At 72.5% G+C, this 16,715-nt stretch carries 17 protein-coding genes and 1 pseudogene; 10 read left to right on the top strand and 8 right to left on the bottom strand.

The window, feature by feature from the left end; all coding sequences use genetic code 11:
- Positions 1-25 precede the first annotated feature (25 nt).
- On the top strand, positions 26-979 hold the full coding sequence (locus tag IMZ35_RS22215; RefSeq protein ID WP_199443082.1) for a quinone oxidoreductase family protein: 954 nt from the start codon (positions 26-28) through the stop codon (positions 977-979).
- A gap of 389 nt (positions 980-1,368) precedes the next feature.
- A complete protein-coding gene (locus IMZ35_RS22210; RefSeq protein ID WP_199443081.1) occupies positions 1,369-1,812 on the top strand; it encodes a hypothetical protein in 444 nt (147 codons plus the stop codon).
- Between the two features lie 372 nt (positions 1,813-2,184).
- Here the strand turns inward: IMZ35_RS22210 and IMZ35_RS22205 are convergent, their stop codons facing one another.
- Positions 2,185-3,096 (bottom strand): zinc-binding dehydrogenase, encoded by a 912-nt coding sequence (locus IMZ35_RS22205; protein WP_199443080.1) that lies wholly within the window; start codon positions 3,094-3,096, stop codon positions 2,185-2,187.
- Positions 3,097-3,226: 130 nt separating this feature from the next.
- On the opposite strand from IMZ35_RS22205, the gene IMZ35_RS22200 reads away from it, so the two are divergent.
- Positions 3,227-4,180: an AraC family transcriptional regulator gene (locus IMZ35_RS22200; RefSeq protein ID WP_199443079.1), complete on the top strand. Its 954-nt coding sequence runs from the start codon at positions 3,227-3,229 to the stop codon at positions 4,178-4,180.
- Positions 4,181-4,219: 39 nt separating this feature from the next.
- Here the strand turns inward: IMZ35_RS22200 and IMZ35_RS22195 are convergent, their stop codons facing one another.
- Positions 4,220-5,095: an NmrA family NAD(P)-binding protein gene (locus IMZ35_RS22195; RefSeq protein WP_199443078.1), complete on the bottom strand. Its 876-nt coding sequence runs from the start codon at positions 5,093-5,095 to the stop codon at positions 4,220-4,222.
- Here IMZ35_RS22195 and IMZ35_RS22190 point away from each other — a divergent pair.
- Entirely contained in the window at positions 5,082-5,447 is a 366-nt protein-coding gene (locus IMZ35_RS22190) for an ArsR/SmtB family transcription factor (RefSeq protein ID WP_307868582.1), read from the top strand. The two genes, IMZ35_RS22195 and IMZ35_RS22190, sit on opposite strands and share 14 nt — an antisense overlap.
- 49 nt (positions 5,448-5,496) lie before the next feature.
- Here the strand turns inward: IMZ35_RS22190 and IMZ35_RS22185 are convergent, their stop codons facing one another.
- The 3 genes from IMZ35_RS22185 to IMZ35_RS22175 form a co-directional block, all read right to left on the bottom strand.
- A complete protein-coding gene (locus IMZ35_RS22185; protein WP_199443077.1) occupies positions 5,497-6,096 on the bottom strand; it encodes a hypothetical protein in 600 nt (199 codons plus the stop codon).
- 33 nt (positions 6,097-6,129) lie between these two features.
- Positions 6,130-6,735: an RNA polymerase sigma factor gene (locus IMZ35_RS22180; RefSeq protein ID WP_307868580.1), complete on the bottom strand. Its 606-nt coding sequence runs from the start codon at positions 6,733-6,735 to the stop codon at positions 6,130-6,132.
- Positions 6,736-6,859: 124 nt separating this feature from the next.
- Entirely contained in the window at positions 6,860-7,348 is a 489-nt protein-coding gene (locus tag IMZ35_RS22175) for a MarR family winged helix-turn-helix transcriptional regulator (RefSeq protein WP_307868579.1), read from the bottom strand.
- Positions 7,349-7,456: 108 nt separating this feature from the next.
- Here IMZ35_RS22175 and IMZ35_RS22170 point away from each other — a divergent pair, with 108 nt between their 5' ends.
- From IMZ35_RS22170 to IMZ35_RS32130, 4 genes and pseudogenes are all read left to right on the top strand, one after another.
- Complete coding sequence (locus tag IMZ35_RS22170; RefSeq protein WP_199443075.1) at positions 7,457-7,831, top strand: DoxX family protein; 375 nt, start codon at positions 7,457-7,459, stop codon at positions 7,829-7,831.
- 324 nt (positions 7,832-8,155) lie between these two features.
- The gene (locus IMZ35_RS22165; RefSeq protein WP_199443074.1) at positions 8,156-10,318 is read left to right on the top strand and encodes an Ig-like domain-containing protein; all 2,163 of its coding nucleotides are present in this window, start codon (positions 8,156-8,158) and stop codon (positions 10,316-10,318) included.
- A 50-nt stretch (positions 10,319-10,368) separates the two neighbouring features.
- Positions 10,369-10,485 (top strand): annotated as a pseudogene (locus IMZ35_RS32135) (VOC family protein); the annotation flags it as partial.
- 23 nt (positions 10,486-10,508) lie between these two features.
- On the top strand, positions 10,509-10,922 hold the full coding sequence (locus tag IMZ35_RS32130; RefSeq protein ID WP_368857021.1) for a VOC family protein: 414 nt from the start codon (positions 10,509-10,511) through the stop codon (positions 10,920-10,922).
- A gap of 271 nt (positions 10,923-11,193) precedes the next feature.
- Here IMZ35_RS32130 and IMZ35_RS22155 read toward each other — a convergent pair whose 3' ends face one another.
- Positions 11,194-11,805, bottom strand: coding sequence for a VanZ family protein (locus IMZ35_RS22155; protein WP_307868576.1), 612 nt, complete (start codon positions 11,803-11,805; stop codon positions 11,194-11,196).
- Between the two features lie 570 nt (positions 11,806-12,375).
- On the opposite strand from IMZ35_RS22155, the gene IMZ35_RS22150 reads away from it, so the two are divergent.
- A complete protein-coding gene (locus tag IMZ35_RS22150; RefSeq protein ID WP_307868573.1) occupies positions 12,376-13,467 on the top strand; it encodes a type III polyketide synthase in 1,092 nt (363 codons plus the stop codon).
- Positions 13,464-14,672 (top strand): cytochrome P450, encoded by a 1,209-nt coding sequence (locus tag IMZ35_RS22145; RefSeq protein ID WP_199443072.1) that lies wholly within the window; start codon positions 13,464-13,466, stop codon positions 14,670-14,672. The genes IMZ35_RS22150 and IMZ35_RS22145 overlap by 4 nt, the downstream gene beginning before the upstream one ends.
- Here the strand turns inward: IMZ35_RS22145 and IMZ35_RS22140 are convergent.
- Both IMZ35_RS22140 and IMZ35_RS22135 read right to left on the bottom strand, forming a co-directional pair.
- Entirely contained in the window at positions 14,662-15,198 is a 537-nt protein-coding gene (locus tag IMZ35_RS22140; RefSeq protein ID WP_307868571.1) for a cupin domain-containing protein, read from the bottom strand. The genes IMZ35_RS22145 and IMZ35_RS22140 overlap by 11 nt on opposite strands.
- Positions 15,195-16,406 (bottom strand): cytochrome P450, encoded by a 1,212-nt coding sequence (locus IMZ35_RS22135; RefSeq protein ID WP_199443071.1) that lies wholly within the window; start codon positions 16,404-16,406, stop codon positions 15,195-15,197. Before IMZ35_RS22135 ends, IMZ35_RS22140 begins: the two co-directional genes overlap by 4 nt.
- Between the last annotated feature and the right edge of the window lie 309 nt (positions 16,407-16,715).

Below are 16,715 nucleotides of genomic sequence, written 5' to 3'. Positions count from 1 at the left end.
ATTTTTGCGAAAATACGTTGGCCGCATGAGAGCAGTCGTGATCGACGAAGCAGGTGGGCCGGACGTGCTGCGGTTGCGCGAGCGGCCGGATCTCCGTCCGGGCCCCGGCGAGATCCTGGTGGACGTCCGCGCTGCGGGCGTGAACTTCTTCGACACCGCGGTCCGCAGGCAGGGCGCGGCCGAGGTGCCGGGCGTGGAGGGCGCCGGTGTGGTGGTGGAGGCGGGCGAGGACGTGCACGGGTTCGCCCCCGGTGATCGTGTCGCGTGGATGTTCATGGGGCACGGCGGCTACGCGGAGCAGGTCGTGCTCCCCGCGGCCTGGGTCGTCCCGGTGCCCGACGCCGTCGACGACGAAACGGCCGCGGCCCTGCTCGTGCAGGGCGTGTCCGCGCACCACTTCGCCACCGTCTCCCACCCGGTGCGACCGGGGGACGTCGTGCTCGTGCACGCCGCCGCCGGCGGGGTCGGGGCGATCCTCACCCAGCTGGTCAAGGCGCGCGGTGGCACCGTGATCGGCCTGGTGTCGCGGCCGGAGAAGGTCGAGATCGCCACCGGTGCGGGTGCCGATCACGTCCTGGTCTCCACCGGTGACGCGTTCGTCGAGCCGGTTCGGGAGCTGACCGGTGGCGAGGGCGTGCACGCGGTGTTCGACGGTGCGGGCGCGACCACGTTCGACGCGTCGCTGACGGTGCTGCGCACGCACGGCACGCTGGTGTTCTACGGGCCGCTGATCGGAGAGGTGCCGACCATCCGGATGGACCAGCTTCCCCGCAGCGTCCGCCTCACCTACCCCACGACCGAGGACCACGTCCGCGCTCCGGGGGCGTTCGCGGCACACGCGGCCGAACTGTTCGCACTCGTGGAGAAGGGCGAGCTGGTCGTCCGGATCGGAGGCCGCTACCCGCTGGCCGAGGCGGCCAGGGCCCACACCGACATCGAGTCGCGCACGACCACGGGGAAGCTGCTGCTGATCCCGTGACGTCCACCGGCGGACGGTGGTGCGGACGAGGCTTCGTCGAATTGACACCAGTGGTGCTGGAATGTCGCTCGGTGCGCGCGACCCGAATTTCGGGAGAGATCGGGTCGCGCGATCCGCGACTTTTCGAGGAGTGAACCCGCGACCGGCGTGGACGTGTCGGGTGCGCGGGCGTGATCAGGAAGTCTCCGGGACGGTGGTGAAGCGTTCGCGCGACGGTGTCGGAACGTGACGGGTCTCCGGGGAACTCGTCGGGTCGTTTTCTGGACATTTCGTGGGGCGACGACGCGAACGCACTGGTAGATCACCTGATCGGGTGTCTTCTCTGTTCTACTGATAGTGTCGGTGAGATCGTGTGTCCAGCGTCGTGACGGTTCCGAAAGGAGTGTCCTGTGACCCTGCTGAGTGATTTCGAGGTAATTCGGAAGAATGCCGTTGTCATTGGCGAAGGCACCGGGCCGCTGGTGGTCAAGTTCAGCACGGGCGGCGTGAACAACACGCTTCCGGCGATTCTCCTGTTCGCCGTCAGCGGGTTGACGATCGTGGACCCCGCCACGGCGCCTCAGGTGAAGGTCAACGGTGTCGACATCGGCAGGATCTCGCCGTACCCCGGCTCGTCCACCGGTGAGCTGACCGAGGAGTCCATGGCCTGGTACACCCAGCACCTCGTGATCCCGTCCACTGCGAAGCTGGACCCGGTGAACGCGAACGGGAACACGCTGGAGATCACGCGCGCCGATCTGGGGATCGTCCTGCAGCCGCCGAACCCGAACCCGGGGCAGTTCGACGACTTCCAGGTCCGGGACATCGTCTGCTTCTTCCGCCAGCCCTCCTGATCGCGCACTGCCCCCGGCCTGCCACTCCGACCGGCCCGGCTGACGAGCCGACGGCCAGGGGCACGTCGGCGGCGATCCACCGCCGACGTGCCCCGGCGGCAGCACCGGGGGTCTCACCGCGCTCGCCCGCCGGTCCCCCGAAGACGAGGACGCCTTCTCGTGCGCACGTGCCCCCGGCGGCGCGGTCCGGCCCGCTTCCGCACCGAACAACCCCGCTGCTCGATCCTCGGCCGCGCTGCCGAGCGCGGCGTGCTGCCGGTGTGCCAGCGCTGCGGGCCGGGCGCGCTGGTGCGCAGTCCACTGGCCTCCGGGCTGCTGACCGGCCGCTTCCGCGCGGACGCCCGCACGCGCTTCGCGCCCGGTTCCCGACCGTCAGGTCACGTCGAGGACGATCTTGCCGCGCACCTCTCGCGCGAACAGCGACCGGACCGCGTGGTCGACGTCGTGCCAGCCGGCGCGGAGGCCGACCTCCGCGGAGAGACGACCGGAGGCCAGCAGCTCCAGCAGGTCCGCCAGTTCGGCGTCGACGGCGGAGACGGTGTCGCCGAAGGTGCTCAGGGTCCTGGGCGTGCCGAAGGAGAACAGCGAGCCGGTGGGGAACGTCGTGGGCAGGCCGGAGGCGAAGCCGACGAGCTGGACGTCGCCGCCGACGGCGAGCCGGTCCCACACGGCGGCCAGTTGCGGGCCGCCGACGGTGTCGACGACGAGGTCGAACTCGCCCAGCAGTCCGGAGATGTCGGTGGCGACCTCGTCGGCGCCGAGTTCACGCAGACCGGCCGCCCGTTCGGGGGACCCCACCAGCGCGCTCACGTGCGCGCCCGCGACCCCCGCGAGCTGCACGGCGAAGCGCCCCACGCCGCCGCTCGCGCCGGTGACGAGCACCCGGCGGGCGAGGACGGAGCGGGAACGCAGCGCGCGCAGGGCGGTGACGCCCGCGACGCCGACGGCGGCGGCGTCACCGAGGTCGACGCCGTCGGGAACCACCCCCAGCCACGCCGGAGCCACGGCGATCCGCTCGGCCCAGGCGTGGGGCGCGTGCCCCAGGGCGACCCGGGCGCCCTCCGCCGGCCCCGTGCCGTCCGCGGCCGCGCGCAGGACCACGCCCGACGCGTCGTGACCGTGGATCGCACCGACCGGCCACTGGTCGGCGTGCTTCAGCTCACCGAGGTTGAGTCCGATGTGCCGGATCTCGACCAGGGCCTCGTGCGGAGTCGGCAACGGTTCCCCGACCTCGTCGAACCGCACGGGACCGGTGTCCCCGCGAGCGACCACGAGTGCGCGCATGGTGGTGTCCTCCTGAGTGGTGCGGGCATCGGGTCGATCATCGGCTCGCCGTCCGGACGGGGCCACGGCCGTGTGCCTCGACGAGGTAGCCGTTCGTCTCACCGGAGCGGGAGGGGACGTCGGCGCTGTCATGATGGTGGCCGTGGACGTGCTGGCGGACGTGTTGCAGGTGTACGGCGCGCGAAGCTCCCTGGGAGTGCGGATCGAGGCCGGGGGCGTGTGGGGCGTGTGGTTGCAGACCTATCCGGGAGCCGCCCTGCACCTGGTGACCGAGGGCGAGCTGTGGTTGCAGGTGCCCGGTGAGCCGTCGCTGCGCGTCGGTGGCGGGGACGCCGTGCTGGTGCCGCCGGGCACCCCGCACGGACTGGCCGGGGTGCCCGGAGCGCGGACCGGACCGTGCGACCGGATCGCCGCCACCGCCGCCGAGAAGACGGGGACCGCGATGCGCCTCGGGACGGGGCCGGTCCGCACGCGCGTGCTGACCGTGCACCACGAGCAGGACTCGGAGTCGAGCATCCCGCTGTTCCCGGCGCTGTCACGACCTGTGCGCGTCGTGGCCGAGCAGCAGCCGCGACTGGTCGCCACCGCGCAGCTGCTGTCCGCGGAACTGGCGGCTCCGCAGTTCGGCACGACCGCAGCGGTGAACAGCCTCGTCGACCTGGTGCTCGTCCAGTTCGCACGAGCTCAGCTGGCCGGGCGTCCGGCCGAGCGGTCGGCGTCGTGGCTCGACGCGCTGCGCGACCCGGTCGTGCGGGACGCGCTGACGCGAATCCACCACGAACCCGGTCGCGCGTGGACCACGGCGTCCCTGGCCGCCGCGCTCCACGTCTCCCGCGCGACGCTGTCGCGGCGGTTCGCCGCCGTGCTCGGCCAGTCGCCCGGCGCCTACCTGACCCGGTTGCGGATGGACCTCGGCGCCATCCGGCTGCGCGACACCGGTGATCCCGTGGAGTCCATCGCGGCCGCCGTCGGGTACGCCTCGCCGAAGGCGTTCAGCCGCGCGTTCCAGCGGGCCCGCGCCCAGTCGCCGAGCGAGTACCGGTACCGGGTGCGCGCCGACGCGCTCGCGGCACGCGCGTCGTGACTCCTCCGGCGCACCGGCCGGACCGGGTCCACCCGGTCCTCAGGCCCAGAAGGACGGCGCCGGAACGCCGCGCAGCCGGTCGCGGTGCTCGGCGATGAACGCGTCGAGGGAGCGCGGCGGGTTCCCGGTGAGGTCGGTGACGGCCGTGGTGACGTCGGCGAGCAGACCGGCGCCGACGAGCCGGGCGAGCTCCACGAAGTGCTTCACGTAGGACTCCGGCATCCCCCGGCCGAGGAGGATCGGTTCGAGCTCGTCGAGGCCGGGCTGCACCAGTCCGATCCTGCGGTCCAGAGCAGTCGACAGAGCCGTCGTCAGTTCCGCCGCGGTCAGCGCCAGGGGGCCGGTGAGGTCGTGCGTCCCACCTCGGGGCGCTGATCCGGTGAGCACCGCGAAGGCGCAGTCCGCGACGTCCCGGGCGTCGACGTGCGCGACCTTCCCGCCGAAGGGCTCGAAGAGGTCGCCGTCGGGAGTGAAGATCGCGATCCCGCGGACGAGGTTCTGCATGACGGTGTTCGGCCGCAGCACGGTCCCGGCGAGCCCCGAGCCCGCGAGACGGGCCTCGATCTTCGCGTGGGTCCCCAGCGGCATCGGCCCGTCCGCCCTCGCCCCCGCGGTGGAGATCTTGACGACGTGCTCGACCCCGGCCGCCACTGCGGCGTCGATCGCGGCGAACTGCTGAGCGATCACCGGTTCCTCGTCCGGGTATGGCCCGGCGGTGTTCAGGAACAGCTGCCCGACACCCGCGAACGCCTCCGGCAGGGTCGCCGGGTCGTCCAGGTCCCCGACGACCACCTCCGCTCCGGGGATCGTCACGCCCTCCCGGCGCACCAGCGCGCGGAAGGGCACTCCGTCCGCCGCGAGGCGGTGCGCCAGCAGGCCACCGATCGTCCCGGTCGCACCCGTGAGCAAGATCATCGACAACCGCCTTCATCTATCAACGTCGAACATCGATGAAGGTACTCTGTTCGGCGTGCGCCACTTCGACCACCCGGACCTCGACGAAGTCGCCCTGGCCAGAGCCCTGTCAGCACTGGGCGACCCCGTCCGCCTCGCGATCGTGCGCACGCTCAGCGACGGCGGGGAGCACCAGGTCTCGGAGATGCAGGTGGAGGTCTCGCAGTCGACCTTGAGCCACCACTTCACCACGCTCCGCAAGGCCGGGGTGGTGTTCATCAGGCCGGAGGGCACCCGCTGCTGGCACTCGCTGCGCCCGGAGTTCGAGCAGCGCTTCCCCGGCCTGCTCGTGACGGTTCTCGGCCTGGAGTGAATTCCGATCGCCCGCCCGCGCCGATCGGGACGACTGCGACGATCGGGGTTCACCCGTTCAGCGCGGCCACCGGCAACCCCAGGTCGGCGCAGGTCTGCTCGGTGCCGGGGAACACCGCGGCGGCGCCCTCCACCACGTCGGTCGCGTCCGCGGCGGCGTCGTCGAGCACGCAGGCCACCAGGTCGGGTGCCGAGTAGGTCTTGCCGTCGCCGATCGGGCCCCGCCAGCCGTAGTGGTTCTCGGTCCACGCGCTGCCGCAGATTCTCAGCAGGCGCGAGGCGACGTCGCCCCGGCCGTCGGGGTCGTCCCCGGCGAAGCCCACCATCACGTGCTGATCCGGCTCGTCGCTGGTGATGTCGGCGGTGCGGTAGCAGTACGCGGCGGTGCGCGTGCTGGGCACCGCCGTGCCGATCGGCCTCGCACCCGCCGGGGAGGTGCTGGCGCCGGGCGCGGCGAGCTGCGCCGACGTGCCACCGCCGGGGGGGCCGGTGAGGGCCACCGCGCCGCTGACGGCCGCGACGACGGCGGCCGCGGTCAGCAGCGGCACCGCGGCGCGGCGACGGCGCAACGATCGCGCCCCCGCCTGCTCGACGGCGTCGAAGTCCACCCGCAGCGGCGGCTCGTCCGCACCCACCGCGCGGTCGAACACGGTGCGGTCCCTGTCGTCCCGCTCGTGCACCCTCTACCCCCTCAGTCGCTGCGCGTGTGGCTGACCGGTGTCGCCGGCCCGCGTCCGGCGATCGCGGCCGGGTCCCGTCGGCACGGCCGCGGCCGTCGAGTCACCGGTCGCGGTGACGCCGAGATCGGCGTGTGGTCCCAGTGCGGTGCGCAGGGTGGCCAGACCGCGGGCGCACTGCGACTTGACCGTGCCCCGGCTGATGCGCAGCGCCGCCGCGGTCTCGGCCACGTCCAGCCCGGCGTAGAAGCGCAGCACCAGCACCGCGCGCTGCCGCGGCGGCACCGTCCGCAGCGCCGCGCGCACGTCCAGCGTCCCGCCGACCGCCTCGTCCACCGCGGTCGCGTTCCCCGGACGGTCGGGAACCTCCCCGAACACCTCACCGCGACGGGCGGCGCGTGCGGCCTCGTCCACGGCCAAGCGCGAGATCACCCTGCGCGCGTAGGCCTCCAAGCCGTCGGGCTCGATGCGGTGCCAGTGCCGGTACAGGCGGATCAGCGCCACCTGCACCAGGTCGTCCGCACGCGTCCAGTCCCCGCAGATCAGGAACGCGACGCGACGCCACGGCACCGCTCGCTCACGCACCACCCGCGTGAAGTCGTGACGATCCACCAGCAAGCCTCCCCACCGTCACCCCCGATACAGTCGCCGCGGACGGCGGGTTGCACGGCCCGCGGAACTTTCCGCACCCGTTTCGTGGTGAGCGCCGGGCACGACGGAGGCGCGGGAGGACCGGTCAGAAGGGGCGGGTGCCGGGCCGCGGGCCGTCCGGGTCGACGGCGCGCAGCACGCGGGCGCCGATCTCGCGCAGTTGTCCGGGCTGCGCCCTGGTCATCGGGTCGAAGACCAGGCGGCGGACCTCGGCGACGTGGCCGGGCGCGGTGGCGACGATCTTGTCCCGGCCCTCGTCGGTGAGGATCGCGAGCGTGTAGCGGCCGTCGGTCGGGTCCGGCGTGCGGCGCACCCAGCCGCGCTTCTCCAGGCGGCCGACGGCCTGCGAGAGGCGGGGGAGCGAGCCCTCGCAGAGCAGGGCCAGCGCGCTCATCCGCAGCGTGCGCTCCGGGGCCTCGGACAGGCCGACGAGGATCAGGTACTCGAAGTGGCTGATCCCGGCGTCGCGCTGCAACTGCGCGTCGAGGGCGGCGGGCAGCCGGAACAGCACGGCGACCAGGGTGATCCAGGTCTGCTCCTCGGCGGGGTCCAACCAGCGGGGTTCGTCGGTCACGCCGGTGAGCATAACTTCAACGCGCAAGTGATCAACGCTTGCGCGCTGACGTCGTGGGGATCTACGGTTCACTTCAATGTTTAACTCAATCTGTGTCAAGGGTGGATCATGAACGTCGTTCTGTGGGGCGTTGCCGGGCTGCTCGCGGCCGTGTTCCTGCACGCCGGGGCGACGAAGGCGCTGCGGTCGCGGGAGAAGCTGGTCGCCTCCGGCATGGGCTGGTACGAGAACTGGCCTCCGGTGGCGATCAAGACGGTCGGTGTCCTCGAGCTGCTGGCCGCGATCGGGCTGGTCCTCCCGGCGGTGACCGGCATCGCCCCGGTCCTGGTGCCGCTCGCCGCGACCGGTCTGGTGGCCGTGATGGCCGGTGCGGTGGTGGTGCACACGCGGCGCGCGGAATTCGCGTGGCTGGCGCCGAACGCGGTGCTGCTGCTCCTGGCCGCGGTGGTGGCCTGGGGCCGGTTCGGACCGCACGCCCTCTGACGCGGGCCGGGTGCCGGGCGTCGAGCGCGAGCGGGAACCGCGCCCGCCGCTCGGATTCGCCGCGGACCGCACGATGGCGTTCCTCTCCGCGCGGCCTCGTGGTACCGACTAGAACCGGCTGCTGCGAACGGAGGTGCGGGTGGTGGACGTTCCTGTGCGCCGACCGGTGGATCTGCACCGGCTGACGGGCGCGATCGACGTGAGTCCTCCGCAGCGGCTCCGTCCGCTCGACGCGGGGGCGACGCACCCCGGGGGGTGCCACCGGCAGCTCGCCGGGGCGCTGTGGCGGTGGCAGCCGCTGGCGAACGGCGCAGGGGGGAGGTGGTGATCGGACGCGTGCGGGTCCGCGGGCCGTGGCGGGAGATCGTCGTCGTGGTGGTCCTGCTGTCGGCGGCGGCCGTGCTGCTCGCGGCCGGTCGCCAGGCGTCCGCTGTGGACGACCACGTCGTCTGGTCGAGCAACCAGGCCGTCGACGGCTGGTACACCGTCGACGTGCTCGCCAACGACACCGCCCCGGCAGGGGTCTCCGTGGAGCTGGTGTCGGGGCCGACCGACGGCGTCGTCGAGCCGACCACGTCGCCACCGGGTTTCCGCTGGCGGTCCGGTGGTGGGATCACCGCCCGGTGGACCTATCGCATCACCGACGCGGCCGGTGGCCACAGCAACACGGCGGCGGTGGAGGTCGGGGTGCGGCTGGGGCCGGAACCGCGGGACGACGCGCACGAGGCCACCGACGGGGTCCTGCTGAGCGTGCCCGCGCCGGGTGTGCTGGGCAACGACGCGCACCCGAACCGGGCTTCGATGGTCGCCGAGGCGTCCTCCCCGAACGGGGTCACCGCTCGGGGAGGACGCTACTCCCTCGCCGCCGACGGGGCGTTCGAGTACTCGCCCCCGCTGGGGTTCACCGGCGACGACTCGTTCCCCTACCGGGCCGTCGACGCGGACGGCGCTGCGGCCGAGGCGACGGTGCACCTCACGGTGCGCGCACGTCTCACGCCCACGCCCACGTCCACGTCCGATCCGCTGTCCGGCGGCGACCGGCCGTCGACCGGCGCTCCGGAGATCACCGTCCACCTGCACGGCTACCCGGCGACGTGCCTGGAGGGCGTCATCGTCGTGGGCGGATCGGAGTTGGACACCTGGCTGGACGAGTCGCGAGCCGGTGGGGCCCCCTCCCGGCCCTGGGACTTCATCGACCTGCACGCGATCATCTCGGCCGAGTTGCCCGCCGGGGTGCACCAGGTCGCGTTCCGGTGCGGCGGCGAGACCTCCGTCGCGGGTACGACGGCCCTGCCGACGACGGAGCCGCTGACCGTGTTCGAGCTGACCCGGCAGCCGGAGAGTCCGTCGGCCACCGCGGACGAACCGGCCGCGGACGTGCCCGCCGAGGGCGTCCTCGCACCGGACGCTCCACCACCTCCGCCGACCGAGGGCCCTGGCGCGTGGACGCTCTCACCCTCACCCGTCCTGGGCGTGCCCACGTGGCGCGAGGTGTCCACCGACATCGGGGAACTGGCCACCAGTGCCGCGCTGACCGTGTGGTTCCTCGTCCTGGTGCTGCTGCTGGAGGCGGCCTTCCCCGCAGACCTGGTCAACAAGATCGTCGAGCTGGTGCGGACCCCGGCCGCGCGGCGCCGGGAACCGGTCGCGCCCCGCCTGCCCGGCTGGCTGCGCGTCCCGGGGTACGCCCTGGCCGGAGGCGTGCTGCTGGCGTGGGCCGATCCGCAGAACAAGAGCCTCGCCGACGGCGGCACGCTGCTCAAGGTCGGCGCAGCCACGGCGGCGCTGCTGCTGGTGGTGCTCGCCTACGAGACGCCCAAGGACCTGCTGCTCAGGAGCGTGCGCGGACCGGCCAGAGTACGGGCGATCGGACTCGGCTTCGCCGTCGCCGCGTCGACGGCCACGGCCTCACGCCTGCTGGAGCTGCCCGTGCCGTACGTGTACGGCCTGGTGATCGTGTACATCGCGCTCGTCGCCGAACCCCGGGGAGCGCACCGGGGACGCGCGACGCTGGGCGGCGCCGTCAGCGTCCTGGTGGTGTGCCTGGGGACGTGGGTCGTCGCCGAACCGGTGATCCGGGAGGCTCGTCACGCCACCGCAGCGGGGCCCTTCACCCTCGGGCAGGCCGTGTGCGTGGTGCTCGTGCTGGGCGTTCAGGCGGTCGTCTTCGGCCTGGTACCGGTTCGGCCGCTGGACGGGTACGACCTCAAGCAGTGGGACGAGCGCGTGTGGTGGCTGCTCTACGTGCCCGCGCTCTTCCTGTACGTCCACGTGGTCCTCAGCACCCCGCGCTCGCCCGCGGTGACCGAGAACTTCGGGCAGAGCCCTCGGGCGACCGTGCTGCACGTCGCGTCGGCCCTGTTCCTGGTCGCGGCCGTCGTGAGCCTGGTGCTGCGGAGCTGGTTCCTGCGCCGACCCGGCGAAGCGGAGGGACGCGATCCGCTCGGCGATGAGCTGGAGATCGACCCGAACAGGCCTGCTCCCTGACGGGGCTCGCGCGGTCCGTCGGGCTCTCGGCCCGTCACTGCGGTGGAGCGATGACGTCGGTCAAGCAGTTCCAGGTCACCTCCGACTGCGCGGAACCCGAGCGCGTCGCTCGTCTCTGGTGCGAGGTCCTGGGGTACGTCGTGCCTCCACCCCGCAGGGATTCGCCGCGTGGGACGAGTTCCGCCGCTCGATGCGGCCGGAGCGGCGGGGTTCGGCGTTCGCCTGCGTCGACCCGTCGGGTGTGGACCCGCGACCGTTCTTCCAGCGCGTTCCCGAGGGCGAGGTCGTCAAGAACCGGCTGCACCTCGACGTGCGGGTCGGCACCGGGCTCGTGGGCGAGGAGCGCCTCGCCGCGCTCGAGGCCGAGTGCGCACGACTGATCGCGCTCGGCGCGGTGCGGGTGCGACTGCTGCGTGCCGACGGCGTCGACGAGTCGTGCCCGGTGATGCAGGACGTCGAGGGCGACGAGTTCTGGCTCGACCGAGGAGACGCGGGCGCGTTGCCCGGTCCGCCCCACCCGGAGCGGGAGAACCCTCGAACCGGTGAAACGTCCGGTCACCGCTGGCGTCGAGCGGGCGTGGTCCCGGTCGGCGTTCTAGTGTGAGGTTCTTCCGTTCCCGCTCGCGGAATCGTTGTCGCGTCGGCACCGCGAGCGGCACACCGACGCGACACCAGTGCGAAGGAGCACCTGTCATGGGCCTCGTCGACTCAGTCATCGGCATCCTCACCGGAACCCTCTACGGCATCCTCGGCGCCGTCGGATAGCGCGCGGGGTCGGAGCAGCCAGCGCGGGTCGTCGCACACCGACGCCCCGCGTGGTGAGCAGTTCCTCGGGGAGGTCACCGGGACGGTCGTGCGGGCGCTCCCGGTGCGGCTCAGCCCGCCGGGGTGCGCCACCAGCGGCGTGAGGCCAGCGCGGCCAGCAGGGTTCCGGTGGTGTTGAGCAGCACGTCGTCCACCGAGGACACCCGGTCCAGCTGGAAGACGTACTGCGCGGTCTCCACCAGGGCCGAGCAGCCCGCCCCGAGGAGCAGCAGCCGCGGCACGGAGGTCAGCGCCGCGAACCGCATCGGCGCGAAGAAACCCAGCGCCGCGAAGAGCAGCAGGTTGCCGACGATCCCGATCGGCCCCATCGTGACCAGGTCGCGCAGCGGGAGCAGACTCACCCGGCCGGGGACGACGCCGGCTCCGGAGCCGGGCATCAGGGCCAGCCACACCATCGGCACCGTCGCGTGGACCACGCCCACCTCGGCCAGCGACGTCCGCCACGCCGGTGCGACGCCGGCGGCACGTCGACGGCGTGCCAGAGCCCACACCACCGCGGCGGCCAGCGGCAGACCGGCGAGCATCACGAGCAGCACGCCGTTCTCCGTGCCGAAGCAGCCGCGCCACCGCCCGGACACGCACGCCGGAGCGGCCATCAGCAGCGGTCGCCGCACGGCGAACAGCGCGCTCGCCAGGCCGAGGACCGCCAGGCCGGCGAACACGATCCGGAGCGTGCGGTGAGGTGGTGCGGACGAGGAGTCGTGGTTCACGCCCCCCATCAGAGACGCGGGGACGTTGCGGTGGCGTATCCGATTTCGGACACGTCCGCGACACGCCGCGGTCCCGGTGCTGCGACCGGGACCGCGGCGATCCCGGCGGTGGTCACGGGAGCGCCACGTGCCGACGGTCCGGAGAGCGGCGGCCGCCCCCGTCCGCTCCGCGGCCGGTGTGCTGCTCGCGCGCTCCGCCCGTCACGTCGGGGTGTCCGCTGTGGACGATCGGCGCGTTCGTCGGCGGACCTCGCGGGGACGGTCCTGCGGGGCGGTGGTGCCGATGCCGCCGAGGTGGTCGATCGTCCCGCTCGGCCGCGTTCTGGCCCCTCTTCCGGGGCATCGAGCCGTTTTGAACAGCTTTCACGCGATCGTGCGTAGTACCTGGTCAAGGCGTCGACGGAGGCCGTGTCGGCGGTGATACTCCCACTAGTCGGAGGAGTGACCGACTGCTCGGTGCGGGTGGTCGCCCGTCCTTGCTCGCCCCCGAGGGGGGCGGGTTCGGACCAGCGGAAGGAGCGGATGATGCCCGTGCTGTGCCGACCGGCTGTCGCGGTTCCGGAACACGTGCTCACGATGGAGGAGACCCTCGAACTCGCGAACCGGATGCACTCCCGTCACACCGAACTGCCGCTGGTGCTCAGGCTGATCCGCAACACCGGAGTGCGCAAGAGGCACTTCATCCGACCCGTCGCCGAGACGCTGGAGCACGACGGGTTCGAGGCCCGCACGCGCGTCTACGCGGAGCAGGCGAAGCGACGCCTGCCCGACGTGGTCGGCCGGGCACTGGACAACTCCGGGCTGACCGCCGAGGACGTGAGTCTGATCGTGTACGTCTCGTGCACCGGGTTCACGATGCCGTCGATGACCGCCTGGCTGATCAACACCATGGGCTTCCGGCCGGACACCCGCCAGCTGCCCATCGCCCAGCTCGGGTGCGCGGCCGGTGGCGCGGCGATCAACCGGGCGCACGACTTCTGCACCGCGTACCCGGACTCCAACGCGCTCGTCGTCGCCTGCGAGTTCTGCTCGCTGTGCTACCAGCCGGAGGACACCGGCATCGGTTCGCTGCTGTCCAACGGGTTGTTCGGCGACGCGGTCGCGGCGGCGGTCGTGCGTGGCGACGACGCCGGGGCCGAGGGGTGCGCGGGAATGCGGTTGGAGCGCAACGCCTCCTACCTGGTGCCCGACACGGAGGACTGGATCTCCTACGCGGTGAAGGCCACGGGGTTCCACTTCCGGTTGGACAAGAGGGTTCCCGGCACCATGGAGATGCTCGCCCCGGCGGTGCGGGACCTGGTGGACGACCACCGCTGGGACGCCTCCGCGCTCGACTTCTACATCGTGCACGCCGGTGGCCCGCGCATCCTGGACGACCTGTCCAAGTACCTCGACGTGCCGCCGGAGATGTTCCGGCACAGCCGCACCACCCTCACCGAGTACGGCAACATCGCCAGCGCGGTCGTGCTGGACGCGCTGGACCGGTTGTTCGAGGAGGACTCGCAGCAGCACTCCGCGCGGGGGATGATCGCCGGGTTCGGTCCCGGCATCACCGCGGAGATGGTGGTGGGCACCTGGGCGGCCCTCGCCGACTCGCGGAGCGCGTCGTCGTGACCGTCCCCTGTCCGGTCAGGCACTACGAGGTCCAGGACCTGACAGGTCTGCGGTTCGACCCCTTCCTGGCCGACCTGCTGAACGACGAGCCCGTGGCCAGGGTGCGGCTGCCCCACGGCGACGGCGACACCTGGGTGGTCACCCGCTACCACGACGTCAAGTTCGTCACCTCCGATCCGCGGTTCAGCCGCGCTGCCGTGCCGGGCGCGTCGTTCTCCAAGATGACCCGGCACGCCGTGCCGCTCGACCAGGCCGTCAGCTTCGCCGACCCGCCCGAGCACGCCCGGATCCGCGGCGTGGTCGGCAAGGCGTTCGCCAAGTCCACCGTGGACGGTCTGCGACCGGAGGCGGAACAGCGCGTGCACGACCTGATCGACGCGATGGTCCGCGACGGCGCACCCGGCGAGCTGGTGCGCCGGGTGACCTCCCCGTTCCCGGTCGCGATGATCGGCACGGTCCTGGGCGTCCCGCCCGAGGACTGGCCGCTGACGGTCGACTGGGCGCAGACCGTGCTGTCGGTGGCGCGCGACCAGCAGGCCGCCGACCGCGCGGTGGCGGCGAAGGCCGCGGTGGGCGCGTACTTCCGCGACCTGGCCGCACAGCGCCGGGCGGAACCGCGTGACGACCTGCTCACCACGCTCGTCTCCGCGCAGGACGAGGGAATCATCAACGAGGCGGAGATGCTCGCCCTGACGGTGCTCCTGCAGTCCAACGGGTGGCACGCGGTCCGCAACAACAGCTCGATGATGGTCTACACCCTGTTGACGCACCCGCGCCTGTGGGACAGGCTCCGCGCCGAGCCGGCCGCGGCGCCGCGCGTCGTGGAGGAGTTGCTCCGCTTCATCCCGCACAAGAGCGGTCTCGGTCAGCCGCGGATAGCCACCGAGGACGTCGAGGTCGGCGGGGTGCTCGTCAGAGCGGGCGAAGCCGTGTACGTCTCGTACCTCACCGCCAACCGCGACGAGCGGGTCTTCCCCGATCCCGAGCGCATCGACATCGACCGGCCGGACGTGCCGCACCTGGCCTTCGGGTACGGCCCGCACTACTGCATGGCGCCCGCGCTGGCCCGGATGGAGTCCGAGGTCCTGCTGACCGCGCTCGTACGACGACTGCCGGAACTGCGGCTCGCGGTGCCCGTGGAGCAGGTGCCGTGGCCGACCGGGTGCCTCATCCGCGGACCGGTCGAACTGCCGGTCACGTGGTAGGCCGCGGGGGAGGGGTGAACGTCAGCGGTGTGAGCTGCTCGATGTCGTAGCGCTGTCGCAACCGCTCGACCGCCCGCGCGTCCACCGCACCCGGCGCGGCCAGGACGTCGAGCAGCTCCTCGAAGTACCGCTCGTGCCGGGACGGCGGGGAGGACTGGAAGAACACTCGTGCCGGGCTGACGCCGGGGTTGGCGAAGGCGTGCGGGCAGCCGGGCGGCACGAACATCAGGCTGCCGGGACCGGCGCGGAAGGCCCGCTGCCCGGTGTGGCTCTCCCACTCGCGCCAGTTGGCCGAGGTCCGCTCGCACGGCTCGAAGGCCAGCAGTTCCAGCTCACCCTCCAGCACGTAGAAGAGCTCCTCCCCGTGCGCGTGCACGTGCGCGCCGACGTCGAACCCCGGCGGCACCACCACCTCGAAGCTCGACGCGGTCCGGGAGTGCTCGCCGCTGACCTTGACCGTGACCTCCTGGGCGCCGGTCACCATCCGGCGTCCCCGCCCCGCTGGCACGACCAGTCCGTCCTTCACCGGTGCACGTCCCAGGTCGCGGGCAGCGTCACCGGTCCGCGGTTGAGCGTGCCGCGTCGCCACGACACCTCCTCCGGCGCGCAGGTCAGGCGCAGTCCCGGCAGCCGGGTCAGCAGGCTGGGGATGAGCACGTCGAGCTGCATCCGGGTGAGAGCCGCGCCGATGCAGTGGTGCGGACCGTGCCCGAACGCCATGTGCGGGTTGTCCTCCCGGTCCACGTCCAGCCGGTCCGGTTGGTCGAAGACCTCGGGATCCCGGTTGGCGGTGAGGTAGGAGACGTAGACCGCCTCACCCGCCCTGATGGTCACGCCGCCGATCTCCACGTCCGCCATCGCGACCCGGGGCAGGCCCACCCCGTTGCGCTGCGGGAGGTAGCGGAACAGTTCCTCGACCACCTGCGGCAGCACCTCCGGTTCGGCGCGCAGCCGTTCCATCAGTTCTGGCCGGCTGAGCAGGACGAAGACCATGGACGTGCTCACGTTGCGCACCATGTCCATGCCGTTGAGCAGGAGGATGGCCGCGAGGGACACGAGTTCGCGGGTGCTGAGCGCACCGTCCGCGTTGCCCGAGACCAGCGCGCTGAGCAGGTCCTCTCCCGGTTCCTCCGCACGACGACGCGCCAGCTGCGCGAAGTAGCGACCGATCTCGGCCTTCACCTCGTCGGCCTCGGTCCGGGAGTGGCTGCTCGACAGCACCACCGCCTGCCACTGGGCGGCCCGGTCCCAGTGAGCCTCGGGGATGCCGAGGAGCTCGCTGATCACGCGCATGGTGAACGGCGTGGTCAGGCACTCCGCCAGGTCGGCGGGAGGACCTTGCTGCTGCACGCGGGTCAGCAGGTCGTCGGCGATCACCTGGGCCCTGGGCCGCAACCGCCGCACCCGCCGCGAGCTGAGGTGGCTCGTCACCAGGCCGCGCAGCCTGGTGTGCTCGGGCGGATCGGTTCGCGCGATCCCGCCGGGCAGGCCGATCACGTGCGGCGTCATGCTCGTGATGGGGTTGTCCACGGTGGCCGCCCGGCTGAACCGGGGGTCCGTCGTGATCGCCCGCACGTCCTCGTAGCGGGTCACCAGCCAGGCGTCGCCCTCGCCGAAGCGCAGCCGGATCCTGCTGATCGGCTCCTCGGCCAGCAGCCTGGCCAGCAGCGGATCGAAGCGGATGCCGTCGAGGTCGTCCACCGGCCAGTCGTGGGTCACCGTCGTGTGCTCCATCCCAGGCATCGTGGGCCGGTGCACGGCCGCTCACCACCCGTGCAGCCCCTTCGTGCCAGCGGAATCAGCCGACCAGGTGACATCGCGAACCGGTCGCCCGTCGGCGCCCGGTCGCGTCGGCACCTCAGAAGCGGCCGGCGTGCTCGGCCACCCGTCGCGCGACGGTGCGAGCCGCGCGGCCCGTCACCGCGGTCTGTCACCGCCGTGACGGTGCCTCGTCGGCGTGCTCGAACGACCCCGCGCCGGTGCCGAGGCCGCAGCGCCGGTGGGGGGCGCGTGCCGCGTCGGGGGCGAACCAGCAGAGGTCGT

Origin of the sequence: Umezawaea beigongshangensis, assembly GCF_016464305.1 — a bacterium.
GTDB lineage: Bacteria > Actinomycetota > Actinomycetes > Mycobacteriales > Pseudonocardiaceae > Umezawaea_A > Umezawaea_A beigongshangensis.
This window is presented reverse-complemented; position numbering and strand designations above follow the sequence as displayed.

What these genes read in the sequence shown, in the direction of transcription:
- IMZ35_RS22215 (WP_199443082.1), top strand. Translation starts at nt 26, where the DNA reads ATGAGAGCAGTCGTGATCGACGAAGCAGGTGGGCCGGACGTGCTGCGG.
- IMZ35_RS22205 (WP_199443080.1), bottom strand. Translation starts at nt 3,096, where the DNA reads ATGCGCGCACTCGTGGTCGCTCGCGGGGACACCGGTCCCGTGCGGTTC.
- IMZ35_RS22200 (WP_199443079.1), top strand. Translation starts at nt 3,227, where the DNA reads ATGATGGTGGCCGTGGACGTGCTGGCGGACGTGTTGCAGGTGTACGGC.
- IMZ35_RS22195 (WP_199443078.1), bottom strand. Translation starts at nt 5,095, where the DNA reads ATGATCTTGCTCACGGGTGCGACCGGGACGATCGGTGGCCTGCTGGCG.
- IMZ35_RS22170 (WP_199443075.1), top strand. Translation starts at nt 7,457, where the DNA reads ATGAACGTCGTTCTGTGGGGCGTTGCCGGGCTGCTCGCGGCCGTGTTC.
- IMZ35_RS32130 (WP_368857021.1), top strand. Translation starts at nt 10,509, where the DNA reads ATGCGGCCGGAGCGGCGGGGTTCGGCGTTCGCCTGCGTCGACCCGTCG.
- IMZ35_RS22150 (WP_307868573.1), top strand. Translation starts at nt 12,376, where the DNA reads ATGATGCCCGTGCTGTGCCGACCGGCTGTCGCGGTTCCGGAACACGTG.
- IMZ35_RS22135 (WP_199443071.1), bottom strand. Translation starts at nt 16,406, where the DNA reads ATGGAGCACACGACGGTGACCCACGACTGGCCGGTGGACGACCTCGAC.